The organism is Salmonella enterica subsp. enterica serovar Typhimurium str. LT2 (assembly GCF_000006945.2).
Lineage (GTDB): Bacteria > Pseudomonadota > Gammaproteobacteria > Enterobacterales > Enterobacteriaceae > Salmonella > Salmonella enterica.
Map to the genome: position 1 here is coordinate 4,374,253 of NC_003197.2, position 22,034 is coordinate 4,396,286.

At 53.0% G+C, this 22,034-nt stretch carries 22 protein-coding genes, 1 rRNA gene and 21 other annotated features; of the genes, 12 read left to right on the plus strand and 11 right to left on the minus strand.

Going from position 1 to position 22,034, the window contains the following annotated elements; translation table 11 throughout:
- Positions 1–38 precede the first annotated feature (38 nt).
- Positions 39–362 carry a putative inner membrane protein gene (locus tag STM4155; RefSeq protein NP_463024.1) on the plus strand — a complete coding sequence of 108 codons (324 nt, stop codon included), beginning with the start codon at positions 39–41 and terminating at the stop codon, positions 360–362.
- 5 nt (positions 363–367) lie between these two features.
- On the opposite strand, the gene STM4156 is transcribed toward STM4155, so the two are convergent.
- Positions 368–717 (minus strand): putative cytoplasmic protein gene (locus STM4156; protein NP_463025.1). Within the gene, positions 368–712 belong to an annotated coding region; the region does not span the whole gene.
- Positions 712–717, minus strand: a ribosome-binding site (putative RBS for STM4156; RegulonDB:STMS1H004072). Its footprint overlaps the gene before it by 6 nt.
- Positions 718–1,104: 387 nt before the next feature.
- Positions 1,105–1,110: a ribosome-binding site (putative RBS for STM4157; RegulonDB:STMS1H004073), on the plus strand.
- On the opposite strand from STM4156, the gene STM4157 reads away from it, so the two are divergent.
- Both STM4157 and STM4158 read left to right on the plus strand, forming a co-directional pair.
- Positions 1,105–2,121, plus strand: a protein-coding gene (locus STM4157; protein ID NP_463026.1) for a putative cytoplasmic protein. Within the gene, positions 1,111–2,121 belong to an annotated coding region; the region does not span the whole gene. Its footprint overlaps the feature before it by 6 nt.
- Before the next feature lie 322 nt (positions 2,122–2,443).
- Positions 2,444–2,632 (plus strand): putative cytoplasmic protein, encoded by a 189-nt coding sequence (locus STM4158; RefSeq protein NP_463027.1) that lies wholly within the window; start codon positions 2,444–2,446, stop codon positions 2,630–2,632.
- Positions 2,633–2,782: 150 nt separating this feature from the next.
- Here the strand turns inward: STM4158 and thiH are convergent.
- From thiH to rsd, 7 genes are all read right to left on the minus strand, one after another.
- The gene (gene thiH, locus STM4159) for a thiamine biosynthesis protein, thiazole moiety (RefSeq protein NP_463028.1) occupies positions 2,783–3,930 on the minus strand. Within the gene, positions 2,783–3,916 belong to an annotated coding region; the region does not span the whole gene.
- The gene (thiG, locus tag STM4160; protein ID NP_463029.1) for a thiamine biosynthesis protein, thiazole moiety occupies positions 3,913–4,695 on the minus strand. Within the gene, positions 3,913–4,683 belong to an annotated coding region; the region does not span the whole gene. Before thiG ends, thiH begins: the two co-directional genes overlap by 18 nt.
- Positions 3,925–3,930 (minus strand) — a ribosome-binding site (putative RBS for thiH; RegulonDB:STMS1H004074). Its footprint overlaps the gene before it by 6 nt.
- The gene (locus STM4161; protein ID NP_463030.1) for a putative protein involved in thiamine biosynthesis occupies positions 4,685–4,891 on the minus strand. Within the gene, positions 4,685–4,885 belong to an annotated coding region; the region does not span the whole gene. The genes thiG and STM4161 overlap by 11 nt, the downstream gene beginning before the upstream one ends.
- Positions 4,690–4,695, minus strand: a ribosome-binding site (putative RBS for thiG; RegulonDB:STMS1H004075). (Overlaps the previous gene by 6 nt.)
- Positions 4,866–5,636 (minus strand): thiamine biosynthesis protein, thiazole moiety gene (gene thiF, locus STM4162; RefSeq protein NP_463031.1). Within the gene, positions 4,866–5,624 belong to an annotated coding region; the region does not span the whole gene. The genes STM4161 and thiF overlap by 26 nt, the downstream gene beginning before the upstream one ends.
- Positions 4,886–4,891 (minus strand) — a ribosome-binding site (putative RBS for STM4161; RegulonDB:STMS1H004076). (Overlaps the previous gene by 6 nt.)
- The gene (gene thiE / locus STM4163; RefSeq protein ID NP_463032.1) for a thiamine phosphate pyrophosphorylase occupies positions 5,617–6,263 on the minus strand. Within the gene, positions 5,617–6,252 belong to an annotated coding region; the region does not span the whole gene. Before thiE ends, thiF begins: the two co-directional genes overlap by 20 nt.
- Positions 5,631–5,636 (minus strand) — a ribosome-binding site (putative RBS for thiF; RegulonDB:STMS1H004077). It overlaps the preceding gene by 6 nt.
- Positions 6,252–8,159, minus strand: a protein-coding gene (gene thiC / locus STM4164) for a 5'-phosphoryl-5-aminoimidazole (protein NP_463033.1). Within the gene, positions 6,252–8,147 belong to an annotated coding region; the region does not span the whole gene. Before thiC ends, thiE begins: the two co-directional genes overlap by 12 nt.
- Positions 6,258–6,263 (minus strand) — a ribosome-binding site (putative RBS for thiE; RegulonDB:STMS1H004078). It overlaps the preceding gene by 6 nt.
- Positions 8,154–8,159: a ribosome-binding site (putative RBS for thiC; RegulonDB:STMS1H004079), on the minus strand. (Lies within the gene thiC.)
- Positions 8,160–8,510: 351 nt before the next feature.
- The gene (rsd, locus tag STM4165; protein ID NP_463034.1) for a regulator of sigma D occupies positions 8,511–9,011 on the minus strand. Within the gene, positions 8,511–8,999 belong to an annotated coding region; the region does not span the whole gene.
- Positions 9,006–9,011, minus strand: a ribosome-binding site (putative RBS for rsd; RegulonDB:STMS1H004080). It overlaps the preceding gene by 6 nt.
- A gap of 63 nt (positions 9,012–9,074) precedes the next feature.
- Positions 9,075–9,080, plus strand: a ribosome-binding site (putative RBS for yjaD; RegulonDB:STMS1H004081).
- Between rsd and yjaD the strand changes: the two genes are divergently transcribed.
- The 6 genes from yjaD (at position 9,075) to yjaH (ending at position 13,446) form a co-directional block, all read left to right on the plus strand.
- Positions 9,075–9,865 (plus strand): putative NTP pyrophosphohydrolases containing a Zn-finger gene (yjaD, locus tag STM4166; RefSeq protein NP_463035.1). Within the gene, positions 9,092–9,865 belong to an annotated coding region; the region does not span the whole gene. Its footprint overlaps the feature before it by 6 nt.
- A 27-nt stretch (positions 9,866–9,892) precedes the next feature.
- Positions 9,893–9,898: a ribosome-binding site (putative RBS for hemE; RegulonDB:STMS1H004082), on the plus strand.
- The gene (gene hemE / locus STM4167; protein ID NP_463036.2) for a uroporphyrinogen decarboxylase occupies positions 9,893–10,970 on the plus strand. Within the gene, positions 9,906–10,970 belong to an annotated coding region; the region does not span the whole gene. Its footprint overlaps the feature before it by 6 nt.
- Positions 10,969–10,974, plus strand: a ribosome-binding site (putative RBS for nfi; RegulonDB:STMS1H004083). Its footprint overlaps the gene before it by 2 nt.
- Positions 10,969–11,651, plus strand: a protein-coding gene (nfi, locus tag STM4168; RefSeq protein ID NP_463037.1) for an endonuclease V. Within the gene, positions 10,980–11,651 belong to an annotated coding region; the region does not span the whole gene. It overlaps the preceding feature by 6 nt. Before hemE ends, nfi begins: the two co-directional genes overlap by 2 nt.
- A gap of 41 nt (positions 11,652–11,692) precedes the next feature.
- Positions 11,693–12,283, plus strand: coding sequence for a putative cytoplasmic protein (yjaG, locus tag STM4169; RefSeq protein ID NP_463038.1), 591 nt, complete (start codon positions 11,693–11,695; stop codon positions 12,281–12,283).
- Between the two features lie 175 nt (positions 12,284–12,458).
- Positions 12,459–12,464 (plus strand) — a ribosome-binding site (putative RBS for hupA; RegulonDB:STMS1H004084).
- The gene (hupA, locus tag STM4170) for a DNA-binding protein HU-alpha (RefSeq protein NP_463039.1) occupies positions 12,459–12,742 on the plus strand. Within the gene, positions 12,470–12,742 belong to an annotated coding region; the region does not span the whole gene. Its footprint overlaps the feature before it by 6 nt.
- An 11-nt stretch (positions 12,743–12,753) precedes the next feature.
- Complete coding sequence (gene yjaH / locus STM4171; RefSeq protein NP_463040.1) at positions 12,754–13,446, plus strand: putative inner membrane protein; 693 nt, start codon at positions 12,754–12,756, stop codon at positions 13,444–13,446.
- A 41-nt stretch (positions 13,447–13,487) separates the two neighbouring features.
- On the opposite strand, the gene zraP is transcribed toward yjaH, so the two are convergent.
- Positions 13,488–13,957 (minus strand): zinc-resistance associated protein gene (gene zraP, locus STM4172; protein NP_463041.1). Within the gene, positions 13,488–13,943 belong to an annotated coding region; the region does not span the whole gene.
- Positions 13,952–13,957 (minus strand) — a ribosome-binding site (putative RBS for zraP; RegulonDB:STMS1H004085). It overlaps the preceding gene by 6 nt.
- Positions 13,958–14,184: 227 nt before the next feature.
- Positions 14,185–14,190, plus strand: a ribosome-binding site (putative RBS for hydH; RegulonDB:STMS1H004086).
- On the opposite strand from zraP, the gene hydH reads away from it, so the two are divergent.
- Together hydH and hydG are read left to right on the plus strand one after the other, a co-directional pair.
- Positions 14,185–15,594, plus strand: a protein-coding gene (hydH, locus tag STM4173) for a sensory kinase in two component regulatory system with HydG (RefSeq protein ID NP_463042.1). Within the gene, positions 14,197–15,594 belong to an annotated coding region; the region does not span the whole gene. It overlaps the preceding feature by 6 nt.
- Positions 15,586–15,591, plus strand: a ribosome-binding site (putative RBS for hydG; RegulonDB:STMS1H004087). It overlaps the preceding gene by 6 nt.
- The gene (gene hydG / locus STM4174) for a response regulator in two-component reguatory system with HydH (RefSeq protein NP_463043.1) occupies positions 15,586–16,925 on the plus strand. Within the gene, positions 15,600–16,925 belong to an annotated coding region; the region does not span the whole gene. The genes hydH and hydG overlap by 9 nt, the downstream gene beginning before the upstream one ends.
- Here hydG and purD read toward each other — a convergent pair.
- Both purD and purH read right to left on the minus strand, forming a co-directional pair.
- The gene (gene purD, locus STM4175) for a phosphoribosylglycinamide synthetase (RefSeq protein ID NP_463044.1) occupies positions 16,922–18,223 on the minus strand. Within the gene, positions 16,922–18,211 belong to an annotated coding region; the region does not span the whole gene. The genes hydG and purD overlap by 4 nt on opposite strands.
- Positions 18,218–18,223 (minus strand) — a ribosome-binding site (putative RBS for purD; RegulonDB:STMS1H004088). Its footprint overlaps the gene before it by 6 nt.
- Positions 18,223–19,949, minus strand: a protein-coding gene (gene purH, locus STM4176) for an IMP cyclohydrolase (protein NP_463045.1). Within the gene, positions 18,223–19,812 belong to an annotated coding region; the region does not span the whole gene. Before purH ends, purD begins: the two co-directional genes overlap by 1 nt.
- Positions 19,820–19,825: a ribosome-binding site (putative RBS for purH; RegulonDB:STMS1H004089), on the minus strand. It overlaps the preceding gene by 6 nt.
- Positions 19,917–19,933 (minus strand) — a protein binding site (putative binding site for PurR, RegulonDB: STMS1H000345).
- Positions 19,921–19,929: a -10 signal (putative -10_signal for purH; RegulonDB:STMLTH004652), on the minus strand. (Overlaps the previous feature by 9 nt.)
- Positions 19,941–19,949 (minus strand) — a -35 signal (putative -35_signal for purH; RegulonDB:STMLTH004652).
- A 486-nt stretch (positions 19,950–20,435) precedes the next feature.
- Between purH and rrsE the strand changes: the two genes are divergently transcribed.
- Positions 20,436–21,980 (plus strand): 16S ribosomal RNA (rrsE, locus tag STM4177).
- Positions 21,981–22,034 lie beyond the last annotated feature (54 nt).

Sequence of the window (22,034 nt, forward strand, 5' to 3'; positions counted from 1 at the left end):
TTAAATGGTGGAGGGGTATTTATCCCTCCACCAGCTTCATGCTGGATACCGAATTCCGGGTCGCTTGCCTACAAGGAAAGAAAATGCCAGCGATTATTTCATTAATCTATTTAATGTTTAGTCTTTTAGTATTTACAAAAAAGATAACCATTTCAAACGTTCTGTCCGCTTTTTTATTGTTTCTATCGTTATATATACTTCACCATAAATCATTACTTATATTTATTTATTGTCTTATTATTATTGTCGCCACCGCTATTCTTCATCGAGTCAAAACCAGCGCGGATAAAAAAGCCGTATTTTATTTTTCAATGCCATGCTGGCTCTTGGTTTTATCTGTAATTATAAATATTAATGAATAAATGAATTATTTTTTCATGACTCTTGTTTCTCGTATTATTGGTGAAAAATCATTATCACTGGTTATATGAATAAATTGTCCAGTTTTTGTATTATATTTTGCCATCGCACAGGGAAGACTATTACCACCGTTAGCCATAACAAATTTTGCTTTTGTATTACGATAAAGATTGACGCCAGGAATGGGGTCTTGACCGAATGTATAAGGCGTTGGGACAATTACATTATGTTTGTTTGAGAGCCACTTTACTAAAATCCCGCCAACGCCATCAACCGGCGTAATAAAAGTAGAGAATCCACAATACTCAAAATTGAAATTTTTTATCATTGGGTTTGTTTTTTTCTGTAACATTGATTCCAAATGTGACTTTAAATTTATCCCATAAATCTAAGTTATTAAAGTCTATTGGCTCGCCATTATAAAATACCTGCTGTTCATACATTAAATGATAAACCTGTTTTATTGATTGTTTACGCGGGACATTTTAAATTATTAAATGAAGGATTTAATTCCATTAAGGTCTTTGTTTGCTCTTATTACAGGAATTATAAATATGATGCCATTTCTGGAATAAAAGTAAAGTTAATAAATTATTTATTTAATTGCTCACTGGTAGGGTATTTATGTATCCTCCGGTTAATGCTTAGTTTAGCATCTTTTAGCTGACAGCGATTGCAACGCTAAAAAACATGTGCTAATAATCATCATGTAAAATATGTAATGAAGTAAGTATGGAGCATTTAATTGTTATGATCCCACCATTAAATAGATATGTTCCCGCGCTTTCAAAAAATGAATTGGTTAAAACTGTTACCAACAGGGACATTCAGTTTACAAGTTTTAATGGAAAAGATTATCCCTTGTGCTTTTTAGATGAGAAAACCCCTCTTCTTTTCCAGTGGTTTGAGCGGAATCCTGCTCGCTTTGGGAAAAATGATATACCTATAATTAACACAGAGAAAAACCCCTACCTTAACAATATCATTAAAGCAGCAACAATTGAAAAAGAACGTCTTATAGGTATTTTTGTAGATGGTGATTTTTTTCCGGGACAAAAGGATGCTTTTTCAAAACTTGAGTATGACTATGAAAACATAAAAGTCATATATAGAAATGATATTGACTTTAGTATGTACGATAAAAAATTATCAGAAATTTATATGGAAAATATTTCTAAGCAAGAGTCCATGCCAGAAGAAAAAAGGGATTGTCATTTACTGCAGCTATTGAAAAAAGAATTGAGTGATATTCAAGAGGGTAATGATTCATTAATTAAATCTTACTTACTGGATAAAGGCCATGGATGGTTTGATTTTTACAGGAATATGGCTATGTTAAAGGCTGGTCAGTTATTTTTGGAGGCGGATAAGGTTGGGTGTTATGATTTATCAACAAATAGTGGGTGTATATATCTTGATGCTGATATGATTATCACGGAAAAACTGGGGGGTATATATATTCCGGATGGAATCGCTGTTCATGTAGAAAGGATAGATGGCCGTGCTTCTATGGAAAACGGGATAATAGCTGTTGATCGCAATAACCACCCGGCTTTACTTGCTGGATTAGAAATAATGCATACTAAATTTGATGCTGATCCCTATTCTGATGGTGTATGTAATGGAATTAGAAAACATTTTAATTATTCTTTAAATGAAGATTATAATTCTTTTTGCGATTTTATTGAGTTTAAGCATGATAACATTATAATGAATACCAGTCAGTTTACGCAAAGTTCATGGGCGAGGCATGTGCAGTAGCGGAAATGGCAATAATCATGCTATTGAATACATAAAATATTGGCATAAACTATCAAGTTTCGGCGAAAAATATTTGTTGCTCAGTTTTCTCTACTACAACGCCACTTTAAAATCGCAGTGCTGTTCAGAACGGAGATATACGGCATTCCTTGTGAAATATGGGAGTAAGAAGAGCTTAAATAATTTAATTGGTTATTAAATAACAATTTTATTTATACAGATATCTGTCAGATTACATCTGGCTTAAATTTTTGTCAGCCCAGATGCGTTTTCCATCAAGTAACGTTACCATCGGCGTCCGGCCGCAACACATTTTTCCCTGATGGGTTCGCCCCTGATTCCCGTTGTTCTGGGGCATCATTTTATGGACAAAAACGATCAGCAGACACGGTTGGAAGAGGGGCCGCCAGCGAAATTACAGTCAGGAACGCTGCCCGAAAACTTCAAGTTCACCGCTATTTCGATAATCCAGTGGCCAGCCCCCGGTCGTCAGTTACTGATGAAGGGGTGAAGGCTGGGCAATAATGAGGAAGGGATACTTTGCCTTGGTCAGCTTCCGTTGCTGACGATGACAAAATAAAAAAACGGGAGGTCGATAACAATCTCCCGTTTTTCGCATTACGTACTCGTTCGTGAAATACTAATGCGTTTACATACGGGTTCACCGCGTTTGCGAAGCGCGCCCCAGCCAACTGTCCCAGTCTTTCCAGACGGGCTGCAATCCTTGCGCGCTTAACGCGCTTGCTACTGTTTCAGGCCGACGGGCATCGTGGGGAGAAAACTGCTCCAGTTCCGGATGATCGTCAGCGTAGCCGCCGGGCTGCGTTTTTGAGAAGGCGCTGACGTTGTTGATTGCCAGAGGAATCACATGGTCTCGAAACCACGGCGATTCGCGGGTGGAGAGTGATAATTCAATTTCCGGCGCCAATAACCGGAAAGCGCAAATCGTTTGCACCAGTTGCTTTTCATCCATCACAGATGCGGGTTCCACACCGCCAGTACACGGACGCAGACGCGGGAAGGAAACAGAATAGCGACTCTGCCAGTAGTGTTTCTGCATCCACAACAGATGCTCCGCCACCATATAGCAATCCACCCGCCAGTTGTCCGACAGACCAATTAGCGCGCCAAGACCGATTTTGTCGATACCTGCCCGGCCTAACCGATCCGGCGTTTCCAGCCGCCAGAAAAAGTCCTGTTTCTTTCCCTTCAGGTGATGCTGTGCATAGATTGCCTCATGATAAGTCTCCTGATAAACCATCACGCCATCGATCCCCAGTGTTTTGAGCTCCGCATAGTTTTCTTGCGACAAGGGCTGGACTTCCATCTGTAAAGAGGAAAATTGACGGCGGATGGTGGGTAAATGACGGCGAAAATAGTCCATGCCGACTTTGGCCTGATGTTCGCCGGTGACTAACAGCAGATGCTCAAAGCCCAGTTTACGGATAGCATCGCATTCCCTTTGAATATCCACCTCATCCAGCGTTTTACGCTTAATGCGGTTGCTCATCGAAAAACCGCAGTAGGTACAGTCGTTGGCACAGAGGTTTGAGAGATAAAGCGGCACGTAGAAACTGACGGTGTTGCCAAAGCGTTGTCGGGTCAGCCTTTGCGCCCGCTGCGCTATCGGTTCCAGATAATCGGCGGCGGCGGGGGAGAGCAGTGCCATCAAATCATCCCGGCTAAGATGCGCGGCGTTCAGCGCACGTTCCACGTCAGCGGCGGTTTTACCATTGATGCGCAGGCGAATATCGTCCCACTCCAGTTGCCGCCAACGGTCGGTGAAGGTTTTCATGCTAACGCCTCCAGAAATCCGGTGAGCGGGCTGGTGGCGTTGGCGTAGGTGCTACGATTACCCGGCACCGCCTGACGCGCCAGTACTCCCGCTTCTACAGCCAGGCGGAAAGCGGTTGCCATCATTACCGGATCGTCCGCCACGGCAATCGCCGTGTTGACCAGCACCGCATCAGCGCCCATTTCCAGCGCCTGCGCCGCATGGCTGGGCACTCCAATGCCCGCATCAACCACCACCGGCACGGTGGACTGCTGGATAATAATCTCCAGCATCGCTTTGGTTTCCAGCCCCTGATTCGAACCGATAGGCGCGCCGAGCGGCATCACCGCCGCGCAGCCGACCTCTTCCAGCCGCTTGCACAACACCGGATCCGCGCCGCAGTAGGGCAGCACCACAAAACCCTGCTTCACCAGCGCCTCGGCGGCTTTTAGCGTTTCGATCGGATCCGGCAGCAGCCAGCGGGCGTCCGGATGGATTTCTAATTTCAGCCAGTGGGTTCCCAGCGCTTCGCGCGCCAGTTGGGCGGCGAAGATTGCCTCTTCGGCGGTTTTCGCCCCGGAGGTATTGGGCAGCAGCGTGACGCCCGCTTCAATCAGCGGCGCCAGGATAGCGTCGTTGTGCTGACGTAAATCCACGCGCTTCATCGCCAGTGTCACCAACTGGCTGCCGGAGGCGCGAATTGCCTCGACCATCAGTTGCGATGAGGCAAACTTCCCGGTACCGGTGAACAGATGTGAATCAAACGTTTTGTCGGCAATACGTAACATATCAACCCCCTGCAATAACCTGAAAAAACAGGATCTGGTCGCCTTCCTGCACGATTTGCTGCTGCCACTGCTCGCGCGGCAGGATCTGCTGATTGAGCGCCAGCGCCGCGCCCGGTTTAAGCTGATTGAGTTGCGTGAGCAGCTCACTGACGGTTTGCCCTGCGGCGCACTGCATCGGTTCATCATTGAACTGAATCTGCATGTTGCCCTCCGCAGACCGGACAGCCGCTGGCATGACGCAGCGCCAGGCTGCGCCACTGGCTGGTTTTGCCGTCAAACAGGCGTAGCTCTCCGCTGGGCGTCTCAATACCGCTGAGTAATTTGATTGCCTCCAGCGCCTGCAAGGTGCCCATCACGCCAACAACCGGTCCGACGATACCGGCGGTACGGCAGTTGCGTTCAGGCTCGACATCGTCCGGCCACAGGCAGCGGTAACAGCCTTGTTCCCACGGTGGTGTGAGGACCATTAGCTGGCCGCCAAAGCCGACGGCGCTGGCGGAAATTAACGGAGTGTTGAGCGCCACACAGGCGGCGTTAATCTCCTGGCGCGTCGCCATGTTATCGGTACAGTCGAGCACTACGTCGGCGTGTGCTACCGCGTTTTTAAGCACATCGCCAGTCAGACGTTGTTGCAATACGATCAGCTTGCTACCGGGGTTGAGCTGCGCCAGCCGTAGTTTTGCCGCCTGCGCCTTCGGGTGGGCGATATCGTCGGTGGTGAACAGAATTTGCCGCTGGAGATTGCTCAAGTGAACATCGTCATCGTCTACCAGCGTTAGTTTGCCGATGCCTGCTCCCGCCAGATACAGCGCGGCAGGCGAACCCAATCCGCCTAAGCCGACAATCAATACATGGCTATTGAGCAACTTTTGCTGGCCTTCAATCGCGATATCGCCGAGCAGGATCTGGCGGCTATAACGCATAAAATCATGGTCATTCATCGCCGACTCCTGCGATTGCCAGCAGCTCTGCAGTGGCTTCACGCCAGTCTGCGGCCTGAGTAATAGCGCTGACCACGGCAATGCTGCCGACGCCGGTCGCCAGTACCGCCGGAGCGCGTTCAAGGCTGATGCCGCCAATTGCCACGGTCGGGTAATCCGCCAGTCGTTCAATATGACTGGCCAGCTGCGCCAGCCCCTGCGGGGCGGAAGGCATCTGCTTGGTTTGCGTGGGGAAGACATGACCCAGCGCGATATAAGAAGGCTTAGCGGCGAGCGCGACGTCTATCTCCATATCATCGTGGGTCGATACGCCCAGGCGTAAGCCCGCCGCTTGAATCGCTTTCAGGTCGGTGGTTTCAAGGTCTTCCTGGCCCAGATGCACGCCGTAAGCGCGGTGCTTAATTGCCAGACGCCAGTAATCGTTGATAAACAGCCGGGCGTTATAACGACGCCCCAGCGCGATGGCGGCGATAACGTCGGCTTCCACCTCTTCATCGCGTTTATCTTTGATACGCAACTGGATCGTGCGCACGCCCGACTCCAGTAAACGCTCAATCCATTCAACGCTGTCCACCACCGGGTAAAGCCCGAGGCGGAACGGCACGGTGGGGAAATCAGGCTGATACATCAGGCTTCCTCCCGCTTGAGATAAATTTCGCCGCCTTTGGCGCGGAAGTCCTCTGACATATCCGCCATGCCGATTTCAATAGTTTGTGCGGCGGCGTAGTCGCGGACCTCCTGGCTGATTTTCATCGAGCAGAACTTCGGCCCGCACATGGAGCAGAAGTGGGCAACCTTGCCGGACTCCTGCGGCAGGGTTTCATCGTGATAAGCGCGGGCGGTGAACGGGTCGAGCGCGAGGTTAAACTGATCTTCCCAGCGGAATTCAAAGCGCGCTTTCGACATGGCGTTATCGCGGATCTGCGCGCCCGGATGTCCTTTGGCTAAATCCGCGGCGTGGGCGGCGATTTTGTAGGTGATTAGCCCCTGCTTCACATCTTCTTTGTTCGGCAGGCCGAGGTGTTCTTTCGGCGTCACATAACACAGCATCGCGCAGCCAAACCAGCCGATCATCGCGGCACCGATCCCGGAGGTGAAGTGGTCATAGCCCGGCGCGATATCGGTGGTCAATGGCCCTAAGGTGTAGAACGGTGCTTCATGGCAGCTCTCCAGCTCTTCGGTCATGTTGCGCTGGATCATATGCATGGGTACGTGGCCCGGGCCTTCAATCATCACCTGCACGTCGTATTCCCAGGCGATTTTGGTCAATTCGCCCAGCGTATGCAGCTCGGAGAACTGCGCTTCGTCGTTGGCATCCTGAATGGAGCCGGGGCGCAGGCCGTCGCCCAGCGACAAGGAGACGTCGTAGGCGGCGCAAATTTCACAAATCTCGCGGAAATGTTCGAACAGGAAGTTCTCTTTGTGATGGGAGAGACACCACTTTGCCATGATGGAACCGCCGCGTGAGACAATCCCGGTCAGGCGTTTGGCGGTCATTGGCACGTAGCGCAGCAGCACGCCCGCGTGAATGGTGAAGTAGTCGACGCCCTGTTCAGCCTGCTCCAGTAGCGTGTCGCGGAACGCTTCCCAGGTAAGATCTTCGGCGATCCCGTTGACCTTCTCCAGCGCCTGGTAGATCGGGACGGTGCCGATCGGTACCGGGCTGTTACGCAGGATCCATTCGCGGGTTTCATGAATATAGCGACCGGTGGAGAGGTCCATCACCGTGTCCGCGCCCCAGCGGGTTGACCACACCAGTTTTTCCACCTCTTCTTCGATGGAGGAGGTGACCGCCGAGTTACCGATGTTGGCATTCACTTTGACCAGGAAGTTGCGGCCGATAATCATCGGCTCCGATTCCGGGTGGTTGATGTTGGCGGGAATAATCGCGCGGCCCGCGGCGACTTCATCACGCACGAATTCCGGCGTAATGTTTTCCGGCAGGCGCGCGCCAAAGTTCATCCCCGGATGCTGGTGGCGCAGCACTTCACTGCGAATGCGCTCACGGCCCATATTTTCACGGATGGCGATGAACTCCATTTCGGGAGTGACGATCCCCTTGCGGGCGTAGTGTAACTGGGTGACGCGCTTGCCCGCTTTAGCGCGTTTTGGCGTCAGCAGGCCGGTAAAACGCAGATCGTCCAGGCCATCGTCGGCCAGACGTTCTCTGGTATAAGCCGAGCTACGGTCGTCTAATTCTTCGCTATCGTTACGTGCGTCAATCCATGGCTGGCGCAGTTTCGCCAGACCCTGCTGGACGTTAATCGCCACCTCAGGATCGCCATAGGGGCCGGAGGTGTCGTATACCGGTACGGCTTCGTTCTCTTCAAACTGCGGGTTGTCTTTACTGCCGCCGATGAGCGTGGGGCTAAGTTGAATTTCGCGCATCGGTACGCGAATATCATGCTGCGAACCGGTCACGTAGATGCGTTTCGAGTTGGGAAACGCGGTGCCTTCCAGCGTATCGATAAAATGCTGGGCTTTAGCGCGCTGCTCGCGGCGGGTTAACGTTGTTGTAGACATAGCTCATTCCAAAAAATTAAGGACGTGGCTTGTCAGACGACGGATGGAGTAATGGATGTGCGCCGCCCGTAAAGGCAGCAGCATAAAGCAGAATTACTCTTGTTCCCTTCGCAGGTATTAACCTGATCAGGTTCCGCGGATCCCGAATTAACGGTCTCAGCCTTTTCCACTTCATCCTTCGCGCTGCCTCTTCGTTGGCTTCGTCCGCTCACTCCAGTCACTTACTTATGTAAGCTCCTGGAGATTCACCGACTTGCCGCCTTGACGCATCACGAACGCTTTTGTGGAAAATTAGCACTCCGACAAGATAACCGCCCCTCCGAAGAGGGGGCTGAAGTAAACTACCCGTTACTCGCGCAGAACTCAAGCGGGACGTTTGACTCTGGCGCCGTCGTGCATCGCGTCAAACACCAGCATAATCAGCTTGTCTTCCAGCACAAAGCGGGCTTCCAGCGCTTCGCCGATATCTGACAGAGCTTGTTGAAATTCGAGACAATTATCGTGATCGATGGCAGTTTCCAGGCTGGTGTCGTAATAATCCATAATGCGCTGCGTATTATCTTCCAGCAGCGGCCAGATTTTTGCCGCATGTAAAAGCTGACCGTTTCCTTCCAATTTATGGAGAATACGTTCATAAATACTGAAGTGCCCGGCGGAAAGGTAATCGACCAGGCTCTGACAAAAATCATCCAGCGCTTTTTCATTCAGCCGCATGTACGATTCTTTGCCAGGCTTAATGCCAACCAGATTGTAGTAAGCCACGAGCAGGTGCTTACGTACATCCAGCCAGCGATCGACCAGTTTGTTGCTTCCGCCAACGCGCTCCGTCAGGTTTTCCAGCTGGTTTAGCATGATTGTCTCCGCAAGTTAGATAAAGGCTGCTCGCCATGAATGTAAAAATAATGTTAACAACATGCCAGTGAAGCAAAGGTAGTGCAATAGCTATGGATCGTATAATTGAAAAATTAGAGAGTGGCTGGTGGATCGTCAGCCATGAACAAAAATTATGGTTGCCGTATGGGGAATTACCACACGGGCTGGCGGCAAATTTCGATCTTGTGGGGCAGCGCGCACTCCGGATAGGTGAATGGCAAGGCGAGCCCGTTTGGCTGGTGTTACAGCATCGACGTCATGATATGGGATCGGTTCGCCAGGTTATCGATCAGGAGGCCGGGTTGTTCCAACTGGCGGGACGTGGCGTACAGTTGGCGGAGTTTTATCGTTCGCATAAATTTTGCGGCTATTGCGGGCACCCTATGCACCCGAGTAAAACCGAATGGGCGATGCTGTGCAGCCATTGCCGCGAGCGTTACTACCCGCAAATCGCCCCCTGCATTATTGTTGCCATTCGCCGTGAGGATTCCATCCTGCTGGCCCAGCACGTTCGCCACCGCAACGGCGTGCATACCGTGCTGGCCGGGTTTGTTGAAGTCGGCGAAACCTTAGAACAGGCGGTCGCGCGAGAGGTAATGGAGGAGAGCGGGATTAAGGTGAAAAATCTGCGCTATGTGACTTCCCAGCCGTGGCCTTTCCCGCAGTCGTTGATGACCGCTTTTATGGCGGAGTATGACAGCGGCGAGATTGTCATCGACCCGAAAGAACTGTTGGAAGCAAATTGGTACCGTTATGACGATCTGCCGCTACTACCGCCACCGGGCACCGTCGCGCGCCGTTTGATCGAAGATACGGTGGCAATGTGTCGGGCTGAATATGATTGACATGTTACACTGGGCGCATCAACGCTAAAGGAATGTAAAAATGACCGAACTCAAAAACGATCGTTATCTACGTGCGCTGCTGCGCCAGCCCGTTGATGTTACGCCAGTGTGGATGATGCGCCAGGCGGGCCGTTATCTACCGGAGTACAAAGCCACTCGCGCTCAGGCGGGCGATTTTATGTCGCTGTGCAAAAATGCCGAACTGGCCTGCGAGGTCACTTTACAGCCGCTGCGCCGTTATCCGCTTGATGCGGCGATCCTTTTCTCGGATATCCTGACGATTCCGGACGCGATGGGCCTGGGGCTCTATTTTGAAGCTGGGGAAGGCCCGCGCTTTACAGCCCCTGTCACCTGCAAAGCCGACGTTGAAAAACTGCCGATTCCGGATCCAGAAGGTGAACTGGGCTACGTGATGAATGCGGTGCGTACGATTCGCCGCGAACTAAAAGGCGAGGTTCCTCTGATCGGCTTCTCCGGCAGCCCGTGGACGCTGGCGACTTACATGGTGGAAGGCGGCAGTAGCAAAGCCTTCACGGTGATTAAAAAGATGATGTACGCTGACCCGCAGGCGTTGCATCTGCTGCTGGATAAGTTGGCGAAAAGCGTCACGCTGTACCTCAACGCGCAGATTAAAGCGGGTGCGCAGTCGGTGATGATTTTCGATACCTGGGGCGGCGTGCTGACTGGCCGCGATTACCAGCAATTCTCCCTCTACTACATGCATAAAATCGTCGATGGCCTGCTGCGTGAAAACGACGGTCGCCGGGTGCCGGTAACGCTGTTCACTAAAGGTGGCGGTCAGTGGCTGGAGGCGATGGCGGAAACCGGCTGCGACGCGCTGGGTCTCGACTGGACGACAGATATCGCCGATGCGCGCCGTCGCGTTGGCCATAAAGTGGCGCTGCAGGGCAATATGGACCCCTCGATGCTGTATGCGCCGCCGGCACGGATCGAAGACGAAGTAGCGACTATACTTGCTGGTTTCGGTCAGGGAGAAGGGCACGTCTTTAACCTTGGACATGGCATCCATCAGGATGTGCCGCCAGAACATGCTGGCGCATTTGTGGAGGCAGTGCACCGACTTTCTGCGCAGTATCACAACTAAGGAGTTAGCATGGATCTCGCGTCGCTACGCGCTCAACAGATAGAACTTGCTTCATCGGTTTGCCGCGAAGATCGGTTGGACAAAGATCCGCCAGCGTTTATCGGCGGGGCGGACGTCGGTTTTGAGCAGGGCGGCGAGGTGACGCGGGCGGCGATGGTATTGCTGAAATATCCGTCGCTTGAACTGGTAGAGTACAAGGTGGCGCGTATTGCCACCACCATGCCGTATATCCCCGGCTTTCTCTCTTTTCGTGAATATCCTGCGCTGCTGGCGGCGTGGGAACAGCTCTCGCAAAAGCCCGATTTGCTGTTTGTGGACGGTCACGGTATTTCGCATCCGCGTCGGCTTGGCGTCGCCAGTCATTTTGGACTGTTGGTGGACGTGCCGACCATCGGCGTGGCGAAAAAACGGCTATGCGGTAAATTTGAACCACTTTCCGCCGAACCTGGCGCACTTAGCCCCTTAATGGATAAAGGCGAGCAACTGGCGTGGGTATGGCGCAGCAAGGCGCGCTGTAATCCGCTGTTTATCGCGACAGGGCACCGGGTCAGTACTGACAGCGCGCTGGCGTGGGTACAGCGCTGTATGAAAGGGTATCGCCTGCCGGAGCCGACGCGCTGGGCGGATGCCGTCGCTTCCGGGCGTCCGGCGTTTGTTCGTTGGCAAGAAATTCAGCGCTGATTCAGGTAAACTGCCGCTAATTTCCGATTCGAGATTCCATCATGTTACAAAACCCGATTCATTTGCGTCTGGAGCGGCTGGAAAGCTGGCAGCACGTTACCTTTATGGCCTGCTTGTGCGAGCGCATGTACCCGAACTACGCCATGTTTTGCAAGCAGACGGAATTCGGCGACGGACAGATCTACCGTCGCATTCTGGATCTGATCTGGGAAACCCTGACGGTGAAAGATGCGAAGGTCAATTTCGATAGCCAACTGGAGAAGTTTGAAGAGGCGATTCCGGCAGCCGACGACTATGATTTGTACGGCGTTTACCCGGCGATTGATGCCTGCGTCGCATTAAGCGAATTAATGCATTCTCGTCTTAGCGGCGAAACGCTGGAACACGCTATTGAGGTTAGTAAGACTTCCATTACTACGGTAGCGATGTTGGAAATGACTCAGGCTGGTCGGGAAATGACCGATGAGGAGCTCAAAACGAACCCTGCCGTTGAACAGGAATGGGATATTCAGTGGGAAATATTCCGACTTTTAGCCGACTGCGAAGAACGTGATATTGAACTGATAAAAGGGCTCAGGGCAGACCTGCGCGAGGCTGGCGAGAGCAATATCGGTATAAATTTTCAGCAATGACACCAGAAAACGTGATTTAACGTCTGATTTGTCGTGCCATAAGGCTTCCCTTATGCCCCCCGTCTGGTCTACATTTGGGAGGCGAAAAAAAGTGGCTATCGGTGCGTGTATGCAGGAGAGTGCTTTTCTGGCATTTCCGTCGCACTCGATGCTTAGCAAGCGATAAACACATTGTAAGGATAACTTATGAACAAGACTCAACTGATTGATGTAATTGCAGACAAAGCAGAACTGTCCAAAACCCAGGCTAAAGCTGCTCTGGAATCCACTCTGGCTGCTATTACTGAGTCTCTGAAAGAAGGCGATGCTGTACAACTGGTTGGTTTCGGTACCTTCAAAGTGAACCACCGTGCTGAGCGCACTGGCCGTAACCCACAGACCGGTAAAGAAATCAAAATCGCCGCCGCTAACGTACCGGCGTTTGTTTCTGGTAAAGCTCTGAAAGACGCAGTTAAGTAAGACGCATAACTGTGAACAGTTTTATCGAAGGGGCTCATCAGCCCCTTTTGTCTGTCTGGCGTCGCGCGTTTCTGTTTTCTGGCGCGCTGTTGCTGACTGCCTGCAGTCATAACGCTTCACCGCCTCCGTTTACTGCCAGCGGCTTTGCCGGCGATCACGGCGCGGTGCGTATCTGGCGTAAAGATACGAACGATGAAGTCCATCTGCTTTCTGTTTTTAGCCCGTGGCATAGCGGCAGCACGACGACCAGCGAATATCGTTGGCAGGGTGATACGCTTTCGCTTATTGAACTCAATATTTACAGCAAACCGCCAGAACATATTCGCGCGCGTTTCGACGCTCATGGCGAACTCAGTTTTATGCAGCGTGAAGTCGGGGGGCAGAAGCAGCAGCTTTCCAACGATCAGATTGCCTTGTATCGCTATCGCGCCGAACAAATCCGTCAGACCAGCGACGCCTTGCGCCTGGGGCGGGTCATACTACGCCAGGGACGCTGGCACGCCGACCATACGGTAACCACCTGTGAAGGTGAAACGCTGAAACCGGATCTGGATTCCTGGGCAATAAGCCACATTGAGCGCCGCCAGAACCACTCATCGGTAGAGGTGAGCGTAGCATGGCTGGAGGCGCCGGAAGGATCGCAACTTTTGCTGGTGGCGAATTCAGATTTTTGTCACTGGCAGCCGCAAGCGAAAAGCTTTTGATGGAATACCGGATGGCGAAGCCGCCATTCGGCAAACATGCTTTACCAGTTTCCCATACCCATGTGACCGCCGCCGCGATGATAACCGCCGCCATAGCCGCCGCAACCGCCATAGCCCATTCCTGCGCCGCGTGGTATGCCAGCCTGCGCCATCGCGACATCCCGTTTCACGCGTTGCTCATCTAACTTCTGGCCTAATGACTCCATCTCTTTGGCAACCGCGTTAATTTTCGCAGTATCCGGCGAACTGGCGGTCAGTAGCGCGTTGTATTCATAACGTTTGGATATCAGTTGCTGGCGCAGCGCGCTGGTCTGCGTATAGTAATCATCATAAATCTTCTGCGCCGTCGCCTGCTGTTCCGTAGTTAACGGGCTACCTCCCTGTTGCCACATACCGTCATTGTTGCCCCAGTGATGCCCGGCGAAGGCGGCGCCGGAGCTCAGGGCCAAAAGAGAGAGGGCAATTAGCGCGATAGCTGATTTATTGTTCCGTTTCATTTTGCGTTCTCCTGTTGCTCATCTTATCCTCTCTCTTGCATCTTCCGTGCCAGGTAACTATTCCTTGTCGGGCAGCGAGTTAACCCGCTTCAGGCGGCAAAAAGCGAGTAAAAATGACTCGCATAACCCGCCTGGCGAGTCATTTTTACCCATCCGTATCCGAAAGGGTGTGCGACAACGCGCGGTTATGCGGAGCGAAGAATGGCATGATCTCTGCTTAAGTAAGGAAAATAAAAACGAGCCGGGGAAGCCTGTGAGTTTTATACGATTACATAAAGATGCCGCTGCAACGTGGTTGAGTCGACTGTTACCTGCGGCGATCTTCATTCTGGTGGGGCTATTTTCCATTATGGTCATTCGCGACTATGGCCGTGAGAGCGCTGCCGCCAGGCAGACGCTGCTGGAAAAGGGAAATGTACTCATTCGCGCTCTGGAGTCCGGCACGCGAGTAGGTATGGGAATGCGGATGCATCACGCGCAGCAGCAGACATTGCTGGAAGAGATGGCGGGTCAGCCAGGCGTGTTGTGGTTCGCCGTAACGGATGCGCAGGGGGTAATCATCACTCATAGCAACCCTGGCATGGTGGGCAAATCGCTCTATTCCCCATCTGAAATGCATCAACTAAACCCCGGGCCGCAGGAGCGTTGGCGGCGTGTCGACGTTGCTGCTAACGGCGAGACGGTGCCTGCGCTGGAAATTTACCGTCAGTTCCAGCCGCTTTTCGGTATGAGAGGTCACGGTATGAGGGGGCACGGCATGGCGCGTAGCGCCAATGACGACGAACCAGCGAAACAAACTATTTTTATTGCCTTTGACGCCAGCGAGCTGGCCGCGACACAGGCAAGGGAGTGGCGTAATACGCTGATTGTTTTGTCTGCGTTAGCGGCGGTGCTGTTGGCAACGTTACTGGCGTTTTTTTGGCATCAGCGTTATCAGCGCTCGCACAGAGAACTGCTTGATGCAATGAAGCGTAAAGAAAAGCTGGTGGCGATGGGGCATCTGGCGGCGGGCGTCGCGCACGAAATTCGTAACCCGCTCTCGTCCATCAAAGGGCTGGCGAAATACTTTGCCGAGCGCACGCCTGCCGGCGGCGAGTCGCATGAACTGGCGCAGGTGATGGCCAAAGAGGCCGACCGTTTGAACCGGGTGGTAAGCGAATTGCTCGAACTGGTAAAGCCCGCGCATCTGACGCTCCAGACGGTTAACCTCAATGATATTATTACTCACTCCCTGAATCTGGTCAGTCAGGATGCCCAAAGCAGAGAGATTCAGTTGAGATTCACGGCGAATGAGACGCTTAAGCGTATTCAGGCTGACCCGGACAGGCTGACTCAGGTGCTGTTGAATCTGTACCTGAACGCTATTCATGCGATTGGCCGCCAGGGAACGATTAGCGTAGAGGCAAAAGAAAGTGGGACCGACCGCGTTATCATCACTGTTACCGATAGCGGGAAAGGGATCGCCCCGGATCAGCTGGAGGCGATTTTTACGCCTTATTTTACGACCAAAGCTGACGGGACAGGCCTGGGGCTGGCTGTGGTGCAAAATATCATCGAACAGCATGGCGGCGCGATTAAGGTGAAAAGTATTGAGGGTAAAGGCGCGGTCTTTACTATCTGGTTGCCAGTGATAGCGAGACAACAGGATTAACAAGGGTGATACGCGGAAAAATCGATATTCTGGTTGTGGATGATGATGTAAGCCACTGCACGATTTTACAGGCGCTGCTTCGGGGCTGGGGCTATAACGTCGCTCTGGCCTACAGTGGGCATGATGCGTTGGCTCAGGTGCGTGAGAAAGTCTTTGATCTGGTACTGTGCGATGTGCGTATGGCGGAGATGGACGGTATCGCCACGCTGAAGGAGATTAAAGCGCTCAATCCCGCCATTCCGATTTTGATTATGACGGCATTTTCCAGCGTGGAAACGGCGGTAGAGGCGTTGAAAGCCGGCGCGCTCGACTATTTAATTAAACCGCTGGATTTTGACCGTCTGCAGGAGACGCTGGAAAAGGCGTTGGCGCATACGCGGGAAACGGGCGCTGAATTGCCATCGGCGTCGGCTGCGCAGTTTGGCATGATTGGCAGCAGTCCGGCGATGCAACATTTACTGAATGAAATCGCGATGGTCGCACCATCAGACGCCACGGTATTGATTCACGGAGACTCCGGCACGGGTAAAGAGCTGGTGGCGCGGGCGCTACACGCCTGTAGCGCCAGGAGCGATAGACCGCTGGTCACGCTCAACTGCGCCGCGCTTAATGAATCGCTGCTGGAGTCCGAGCTGTTCGGACACGAAAAAGGCGCGTTTACCGGCGCGGATAAACGTCGGGAGGGACGCTTTGTCGAAGCTGACGGCGGGACATTGTTTCTTGATGAAATCGGCGATATCTCGCCGTTAATGCAGGTACGTTTGCTGCGGGCGATTCAGGAGCGCGAAGTGCAACGCGTGGGAAGTAACCAGACGATATCTGTGGATGTTCGGTTAATTGCCGCTACCCACCGCGACCTGGCGGAAGAGGTGAGTGCCGGTCGCTTTCGCCAGGATCTCTATTACCGCCTGAATGTGGTGGCGATTGAAATGCCTTCTTTGCGCCAGCGTCGGGAAGATATTCCGCTACTAGCAGACCATTTTCTGCGGCGTTTTGCCGAACGTAACCGCAAAGTGGTGAAGGGGTTTACGCCGCAGGCGATGGATCTGCTGATCCACTACGACTGGCCGGGCAATATCCGTGAGCTGGAAAACGCTATCGAGCGGGCGGTGGTGTTGCTGACGGGAGAATACATTTCTGAACGCGAATTGCCTCTCGCTATTGCCGCGACGCCGATAAAAACGGAATACAGTGGTGAGATCCAACCGCTGGTGGACGTTGAAAAAGAGGTGATTCTGGCGGCACTGGAAAAAACGGGCGGCAACAAAACGGAAGCCGCCCGTCAATTGGGCATTACGCGCAAAACGCTGCTGGCTAAACTCAGCCGTTAGTTTTGCTCACGCTCAATGGCGCGCCAGCCAATGTCGTTACGGCTGAAGCTGCCGTCCCAGCGGATGTCGGTCATCAGGGCGTAAGCGCGTTTCTGCGCCTCAGCCACGGTGTGGCCCAGCGCGGTGGCGCACAGTACGCGGCCGCCGCTGGTCAACACGCGGTCGTCATCGGCGAGTTTGGTGCCCGCGTGGAAAACTTTACCGTCAGCCACTTCTTCCAGCGGCAGGCCGTGGATCTCGTCGCCGGTGCTGTAGCTGCCCGGATAACCGCCCGCGGCGATCACCACGCCTAATGAAGCGCGTTCGTCCCACTCGGAGGTTTTCTCATCCAGCTTGCCGTCGCAGGCGGCCAGGCAAAGATCCACCAGGTCCGACTTCATGCGTAGCATGATCGGCTGGGTTTCCGGATCGCCGAAGCGGCAGTTGAACTCGATAACTTTCGGGTTGCCCTGCTTGTCGATCATCAGACCCGCGTACAGGAAGCCGGTATAGGTATTCCCTTCTGCCGCCATGCCTTTCACGGTTGGCCAGATGATCCGTTCCATGGTGCGCTGGTGGACTTCATCGGTCACCACTGGAGCCGGAGAGTAAGCCCCCATGCCGCCGGTGTTCGGGCCGGTATCGCCGTTGCCTACGCGTTTGTGATCCTGGCTGGTGGCCATCGGCAGCACGTGCTCGCCGTCGACCATCACGATAAAGCTTGCCTCTTCGCCGTCGAGGAACTCCTCAATCACGATACGGTGGCCCGCGTCGCCAAAGGCGTTGCCTGCCAGCATGTCATGAACGGCGGCTTCGGCTTCTTCCAGCGTCATCGCCACGATAACGCCTTTACCGGCAGCCAGACCGTCAGCTTTGATGACGATCGGCGCGCCTTTCTCACGCAGATAAGCCAGGGCTGGCTCAATCTCGGTGAAATTCTGGTATTCCGCCGTCGGAATCTGGTGACGAGCGAGGAAATCTTTGGTGAAGGCTTTGGAGCCTTCCAGTTGGGCGGCCCCTTCGGTTGGGCCAAAGATCTTCAGACCCGCCGCGCGGAACGCATCGACCACGCCAATCACCAGCGGCGCTTCCGGGCCAACGATGGTCAGGTCAATCTTCTCGTGCTGGGCAAAGCTCAGCAGCGCCGGAATATCGGTGACGCCGATAGCCACGTTCTGCAACGCGGGCTCCAGCGCGGTACCGGCGTTACCCGGTGCGACAAAAACAGTATCAACCAGCGGCGACTGTGCGGCTTTCCAGGCCAGCGCGTGTTCGCGTCCGCCGTTACCAATCACTAATACTTTCATGTTTCGCTCCATTAATGGCGGAAGTGGCGCATGTCAGTGAAGATCATCGCAATACCGTGTTCGTCGGCAGCGGCAATCACTTCGTCATCACGGATAGAACCGCCAGGCTGGATCACACAGCTCACGCCAACGGCGGCAGCGGCATCAATACCGTCACGGAACGGGAAGAACGCGTCGGAGGCCATCGCGGAACCTTTCACTTCCAGACCTTCGTCAGCCGCTTTAATGCCAGCGATTTTCGCGGAGTACACGCGGCTCATCTGGCCTGCGCCTATACCGATAGTCATGTTCTCTTTCGCATACACAATGGCGTTGGATTTCACGAACTTGGCGACCTTCCAGCAGAACAGCGCATCGCGCAGCTCCTGCTCGGTCGGCTGGCGTTTAGAGACCACGCGCAGTTCAGCTTCGCTCACCATACCCAGATCCCTGTCCTGAACCAGCAGGCCGCCGTTAACACGCTTGAAGTCCAGACCCGGCACACGCTGTGCCCACTGACCGCAGGTCAGAACGCGAACGTTCTGTTTGGCGGCGGTGATTTTCAGCGCCTCTTCGGTTGCGGACGGGGCGATGATCACTTCCACGAACTGGCGGGAGATAATGGCCTGCGCGGTTTCGGCATCCAGTTCGCGGTTGAAGGCGATAATGCCGCCGAACGCGGAGGTTGGGTCGGTTTTATACGCACGGTCGTAAGCGTCGAGAATAGTGGTGCTCACCGCCACGCCGCACGGGTTAGCGTGCTTGACGATTACGCAGGCTGGCTCGTTGAACTCTTTCACACACTCCAGCGCCGCGTCGGTATCAGCGATGTTGTTGTAAGAAAGCGCTTTGCCCTGAACCTGCTGTGCGGTGGCAACGGACGCTTCTTTCACATTTTCTTCTATATAGAAGGCTGCCTGCTGGTGGCTGTTCTCGCCATAGCGCATATCCTGCTTCTTAATGAAGTTCAGATTCAGCGTACGCGGGAAGCGACCGGCGGCTTCTTTGCTTTCACCGTGGTAGGCCGGAACCATGCTGCCGAAGTAGTTAGCGATCATGCTGTCGTAGGCGGCGGTGTGTTCGAAGGCTTTAATCGCGAGATCGAAACGGGTGTCGAGGGTCAGAGAACCTTCGTTAGCATCCATCTCTTTAATAATGGCGTCGTAGTCGCTGCTCTTCACCACGATGGCCACGTCTTTATGGTTCTTAGCAGCAGAGCGCACCATGGTCGGGCCGCCGATATCAATGTTCTCTACCGCATCTTCCAGCGAGCAGCCTTCGCGTGCCACGGTCTCGGCGAACGGATACAGGTTAACGACAACCATATCGATAGGGGCGATGTGGTGCTGTTCCATAATGGCATCGTCCTGGCCGCGACGACCGAGGATGCCGCCGTGGACTTTTGGATGCAGGGTCTTTACGCGTCCATCCATCATTTCCGGGAAACCGGTGTAATCGGAAACTTCGGTCACCGGCAGGCCTTTTTCTGCTAACAGGCGGGCGGTGCCCCCCGTAGACAGCAGCTCCACACCGCGTGCGGAAAGTGCCTGGGCGAATTCGATGATACCGGCCTTGTCAGAAACACTGAGCAGAGCGCGGCGGACTGGACGACGTTGTTGCATGGTAAATCCCCTGGATTTGACGATTACAGAGAGCGTTAGCTGAATTTTTCGTGAAAAACTCAGCTAACGCCCCTTATGGGGTATTCTCATTTTGCGGCGACATTGTAACGAAAACGTTTGCGCAACGCTCGCGAATTTTTCTTTTTAAATTCTGGCCCCGCTTTTATCCCTGAAAGATCATTTGCAGAGTGAGAAGATCCAGGAGATGAACGCGCATTTTGTGGATAAGTCTGTGCGTAAATGGGTATAACCAGGGGTTTTGCTGGGGAATGCAGCAAACAGTCATTTTTCTGCAATTTTTCTATTGCGGTCAGCAGAGAACTCCCTATAATGCGCCTCCATCGACACGGCGGATGTGAATCACTTCACACAAACAGCCGGTCGGTTGAAGAGAAAAATCCTGAAATTCAGGGTTGACTCTGAAAGAGGAAAGCGTAATATACGCCACCTCGCAACGGTGAGCGAAAGCCGCGTTGCACTGCTCTTTAACAATTTATCAGACAATCTGTGTGGGCACTCGAAGATACGGATTCTTGACGTCGCAAGACGAAAAATGAATACCAAGTCTCAAGAGTGAACACGTAATTCATTACGAAGTTTAATTCTTTGAGCATCAAACTTTTAAATTGAAGAGTTTGATCATGGCTCAGATTGAACGCTGGCGGCAGGCCTAACACATGCAAGTCGAACGGTAACAGGAAGCAGCTTGCTGCTTCGCTGACGAGTGGCGGACGGGTGAGTAATGTCTGGGAAACTGCCTGATGGAGGGGGATAACTACTGGAAACGGTGGCTAATACCGCATAACGTCGCAAGACCAAAGAGGGGGACCTTCGGGCCTCTTGCCATCAGATGTGCCCAGATGGGATTAGCTAGTTGGTGAGGTAACGGCTCACCAAGGCGACGATCCCTAGCTGGTCTGAGAGGATGACCAGCCACACTGGAACTGAGACACGGTCCAGACTCCTACGGGAGGCAGCAGTGGGGAATATTGCACAATGGGCGCAAGCCTGATGCAGCCATGCCGCGTGTATGAAGAAGGCCTTCGGGTTGTAAAGTACTTTCAGCGGGGAGGAAGGTGTTGTGGTTAATAACCGCAGCAATTGACGTTACCCGCAGAAGAAGCACCGGCTAACTCCGTGCCAGCAGCCGCGGTAATACGGAGGGTGCAAGCGTTAATCGGAATTACTGGGCGTAAAGCGCACGCAGGCGGTCTGTCAAGTCGGATGTGAAATCCCCGGGCTCAACCTGGGAACTGCATTCGAAACTGGCAGGCTTGAGTCTTGTAGAGGGGGGTAGAATTCCAGGTGTAGCGGTGAAATGCGTAGAGATCTGGAGGAATACCGGTGGCGAAGGCGGCCCCCTGGACAAAGACTGACGCTCAGGTGCGAAAGCGTGGGGAGCAAACAGGATTAGATACCCTGGTAGTCCACGCCGTAAACGATGTCTACTTGGAGGTTGTGCCCTTGAGGCGTGGCTTCCGGAGCTAACGCGTTAAGTAGACCGCCTGGGGAGTACGGCCGCAAGGTTAAAACTCAAATGAATTGACGGGGGCCCGCACAAGCGGTGGAGCATGTGGTTTAATTCGATGCAACGCGAAGAACCTTACCTGGTCTTGACATCCACAGAACTTTCCAGAGATGGATTGGTGCCTTCGGGAACTGTGAGACAGGTGCTGCATGGCTGTCGTCAGCTCGTGTTGTGAAATGTTGGGTTAAGTCCCGCAACGAGCGCAACCCTTATCCTTTGTTGCCAGCGATTAGGTCGGGAACTCAAAGGAGACTGCCAGTGATAAACTGGAGGAAGGTGGGGATGACGTCAAGTCATCATGGCCCTTACGACCAGGGCTACACACGTGCTACAATGGCGCATACAAAGAGAAGCGACCTCGCGAGAGCAAGCGGACCTCATAAAGTGCGTCGTAGTCCGGATTGGAGTCTGCAACTCGACTCCATGAAGTCGGAATCGCTAGTAATCGTGGATCAGAATGCCACGGTGAATACGTTCCCGGGCCTTGTACACACCGCCCGTCACACCATGGGAGTGGGTTGCAAAAGAAGTAGGTAGCTTAACCTTCGGGAGGGCGCTTACCACTTTGTGATTCATGACTGGGGTGAAGTCGTAACAAGGTAACCGTAGGGGAAACCTGCGGTTGGATCACCTCCTTACCTTAAAGAAGCGTACTTTGAAGTGCTCACACAGATTGTCTGATGAAAAGTGAATA

Bases quoted from the DNA above. Each gene is read 5' to 3' on its own strand.
- STM4155 (NP_463024.1), top strand. From the start codon at position 39: ATGCTGGATACCGAATTCCGGGTCGCTTGCCTACAAGGAAAGAAAATG.
- STM4156 (NP_463025.1), bottom strand. From the start codon at position 712: ATGTTACAGAAAAAAACAAACCCAATGATAAAAAATTTCAATTTTGAG.
- STM4157 (NP_463026.1), top strand. From the start codon at position 1,111: ATGATCCCACCATTAAATAGATATGTTCCCGCGCTTTCAAAAAATGAA.
- STM4158 (NP_463027.1), top strand. From the start codon at position 2,444: ATGGGTTCGCCCCTGATTCCCGTTGTTCTGGGGCATCATTTTATGGAC.
- thiH (NP_463028.1), bottom strand. From the start codon at position 3,916: ATGAAAACCTTCACCGACCGTTGGCGGCAACTGGAGTGGGACGATATT.
- thiG (NP_463029.1), bottom strand. From the start codon at position 4,683: ATGTTACGTATTGCCGACAAAACGTTTGATTCACATCTGTTCACCGGT.
- STM4161 (NP_463030.1), bottom strand. From the start codon at position 4,885: ATGCAGATTCAGTTCAATGATGAACCGATGCAGTGCGCCGCAGGGCAA.
- thiF (NP_463031.1), bottom strand. From the start codon at position 5,624: ATGAATGACCATGATTTTATGCGTTATAGCCGCCAGATCCTGCTCGGC.
- thiE (NP_463032.1), bottom strand. From the start codon at position 6,252: ATGTATCAGCCTGATTTCCCCACCGTGCCGTTCCGCCTCGGGCTTTAC.
- thiC (NP_463033.1), bottom strand. From the start codon at position 8,147: ATGTCTACAACAACGTTAACCCGCCGCGAGCAGCGCGCTAAAGCCCAG.
- rsd (NP_463034.1), bottom strand. From the start codon at position 8,999: ATGCTAAACCAGCTGGAAAACCTGACGGAGCGCGTTGGCGGAAGCAAC.
- yjaD (NP_463035.1), top strand. From the start codon at position 9,092: ATGGATCGTATAATTGAAAAATTAGAGAGTGGCTGGTGGATCGTCAGC.
- hemE (NP_463036.2), top strand. From the start codon at position 9,906: ATGACCGAACTCAAAAACGATCGTTATCTACGTGCGCTGCTGCGCCAG.
- nfi (NP_463037.1), top strand. From the start codon at position 10,980: ATGGATCTCGCGTCGCTACGCGCTCAACAGATAGAACTTGCTTCATCG.
- yjaG (NP_463038.1), top strand. From the start codon at position 11,693: ATGTTACAAAACCCGATTCATTTGCGTCTGGAGCGGCTGGAAAGCTGG.
- hupA (NP_463039.1), top strand. From the start codon at position 12,470: ATGAACAAGACTCAACTGATTGATGTAATTGCAGACAAAGCAGAACTG.
- zraP (NP_463041.1), bottom strand. From the start codon at position 13,943: ATGAAACGGAACAATAAATCAGCTATCGCGCTAATTGCCCTCTCTCTT.
- purD (NP_463044.1), bottom strand. From the start codon at position 18,211: ATGAAAGTATTAGTGATTGGTAACGGCGGACGCGAACACGCGCTGGCC.
- purH (NP_463045.1), bottom strand. From the start codon at position 19,812: ATGCAACAACGTCGTCCAGTCCGCCGCGCTCTGCTCAGTGTTTCTGAC.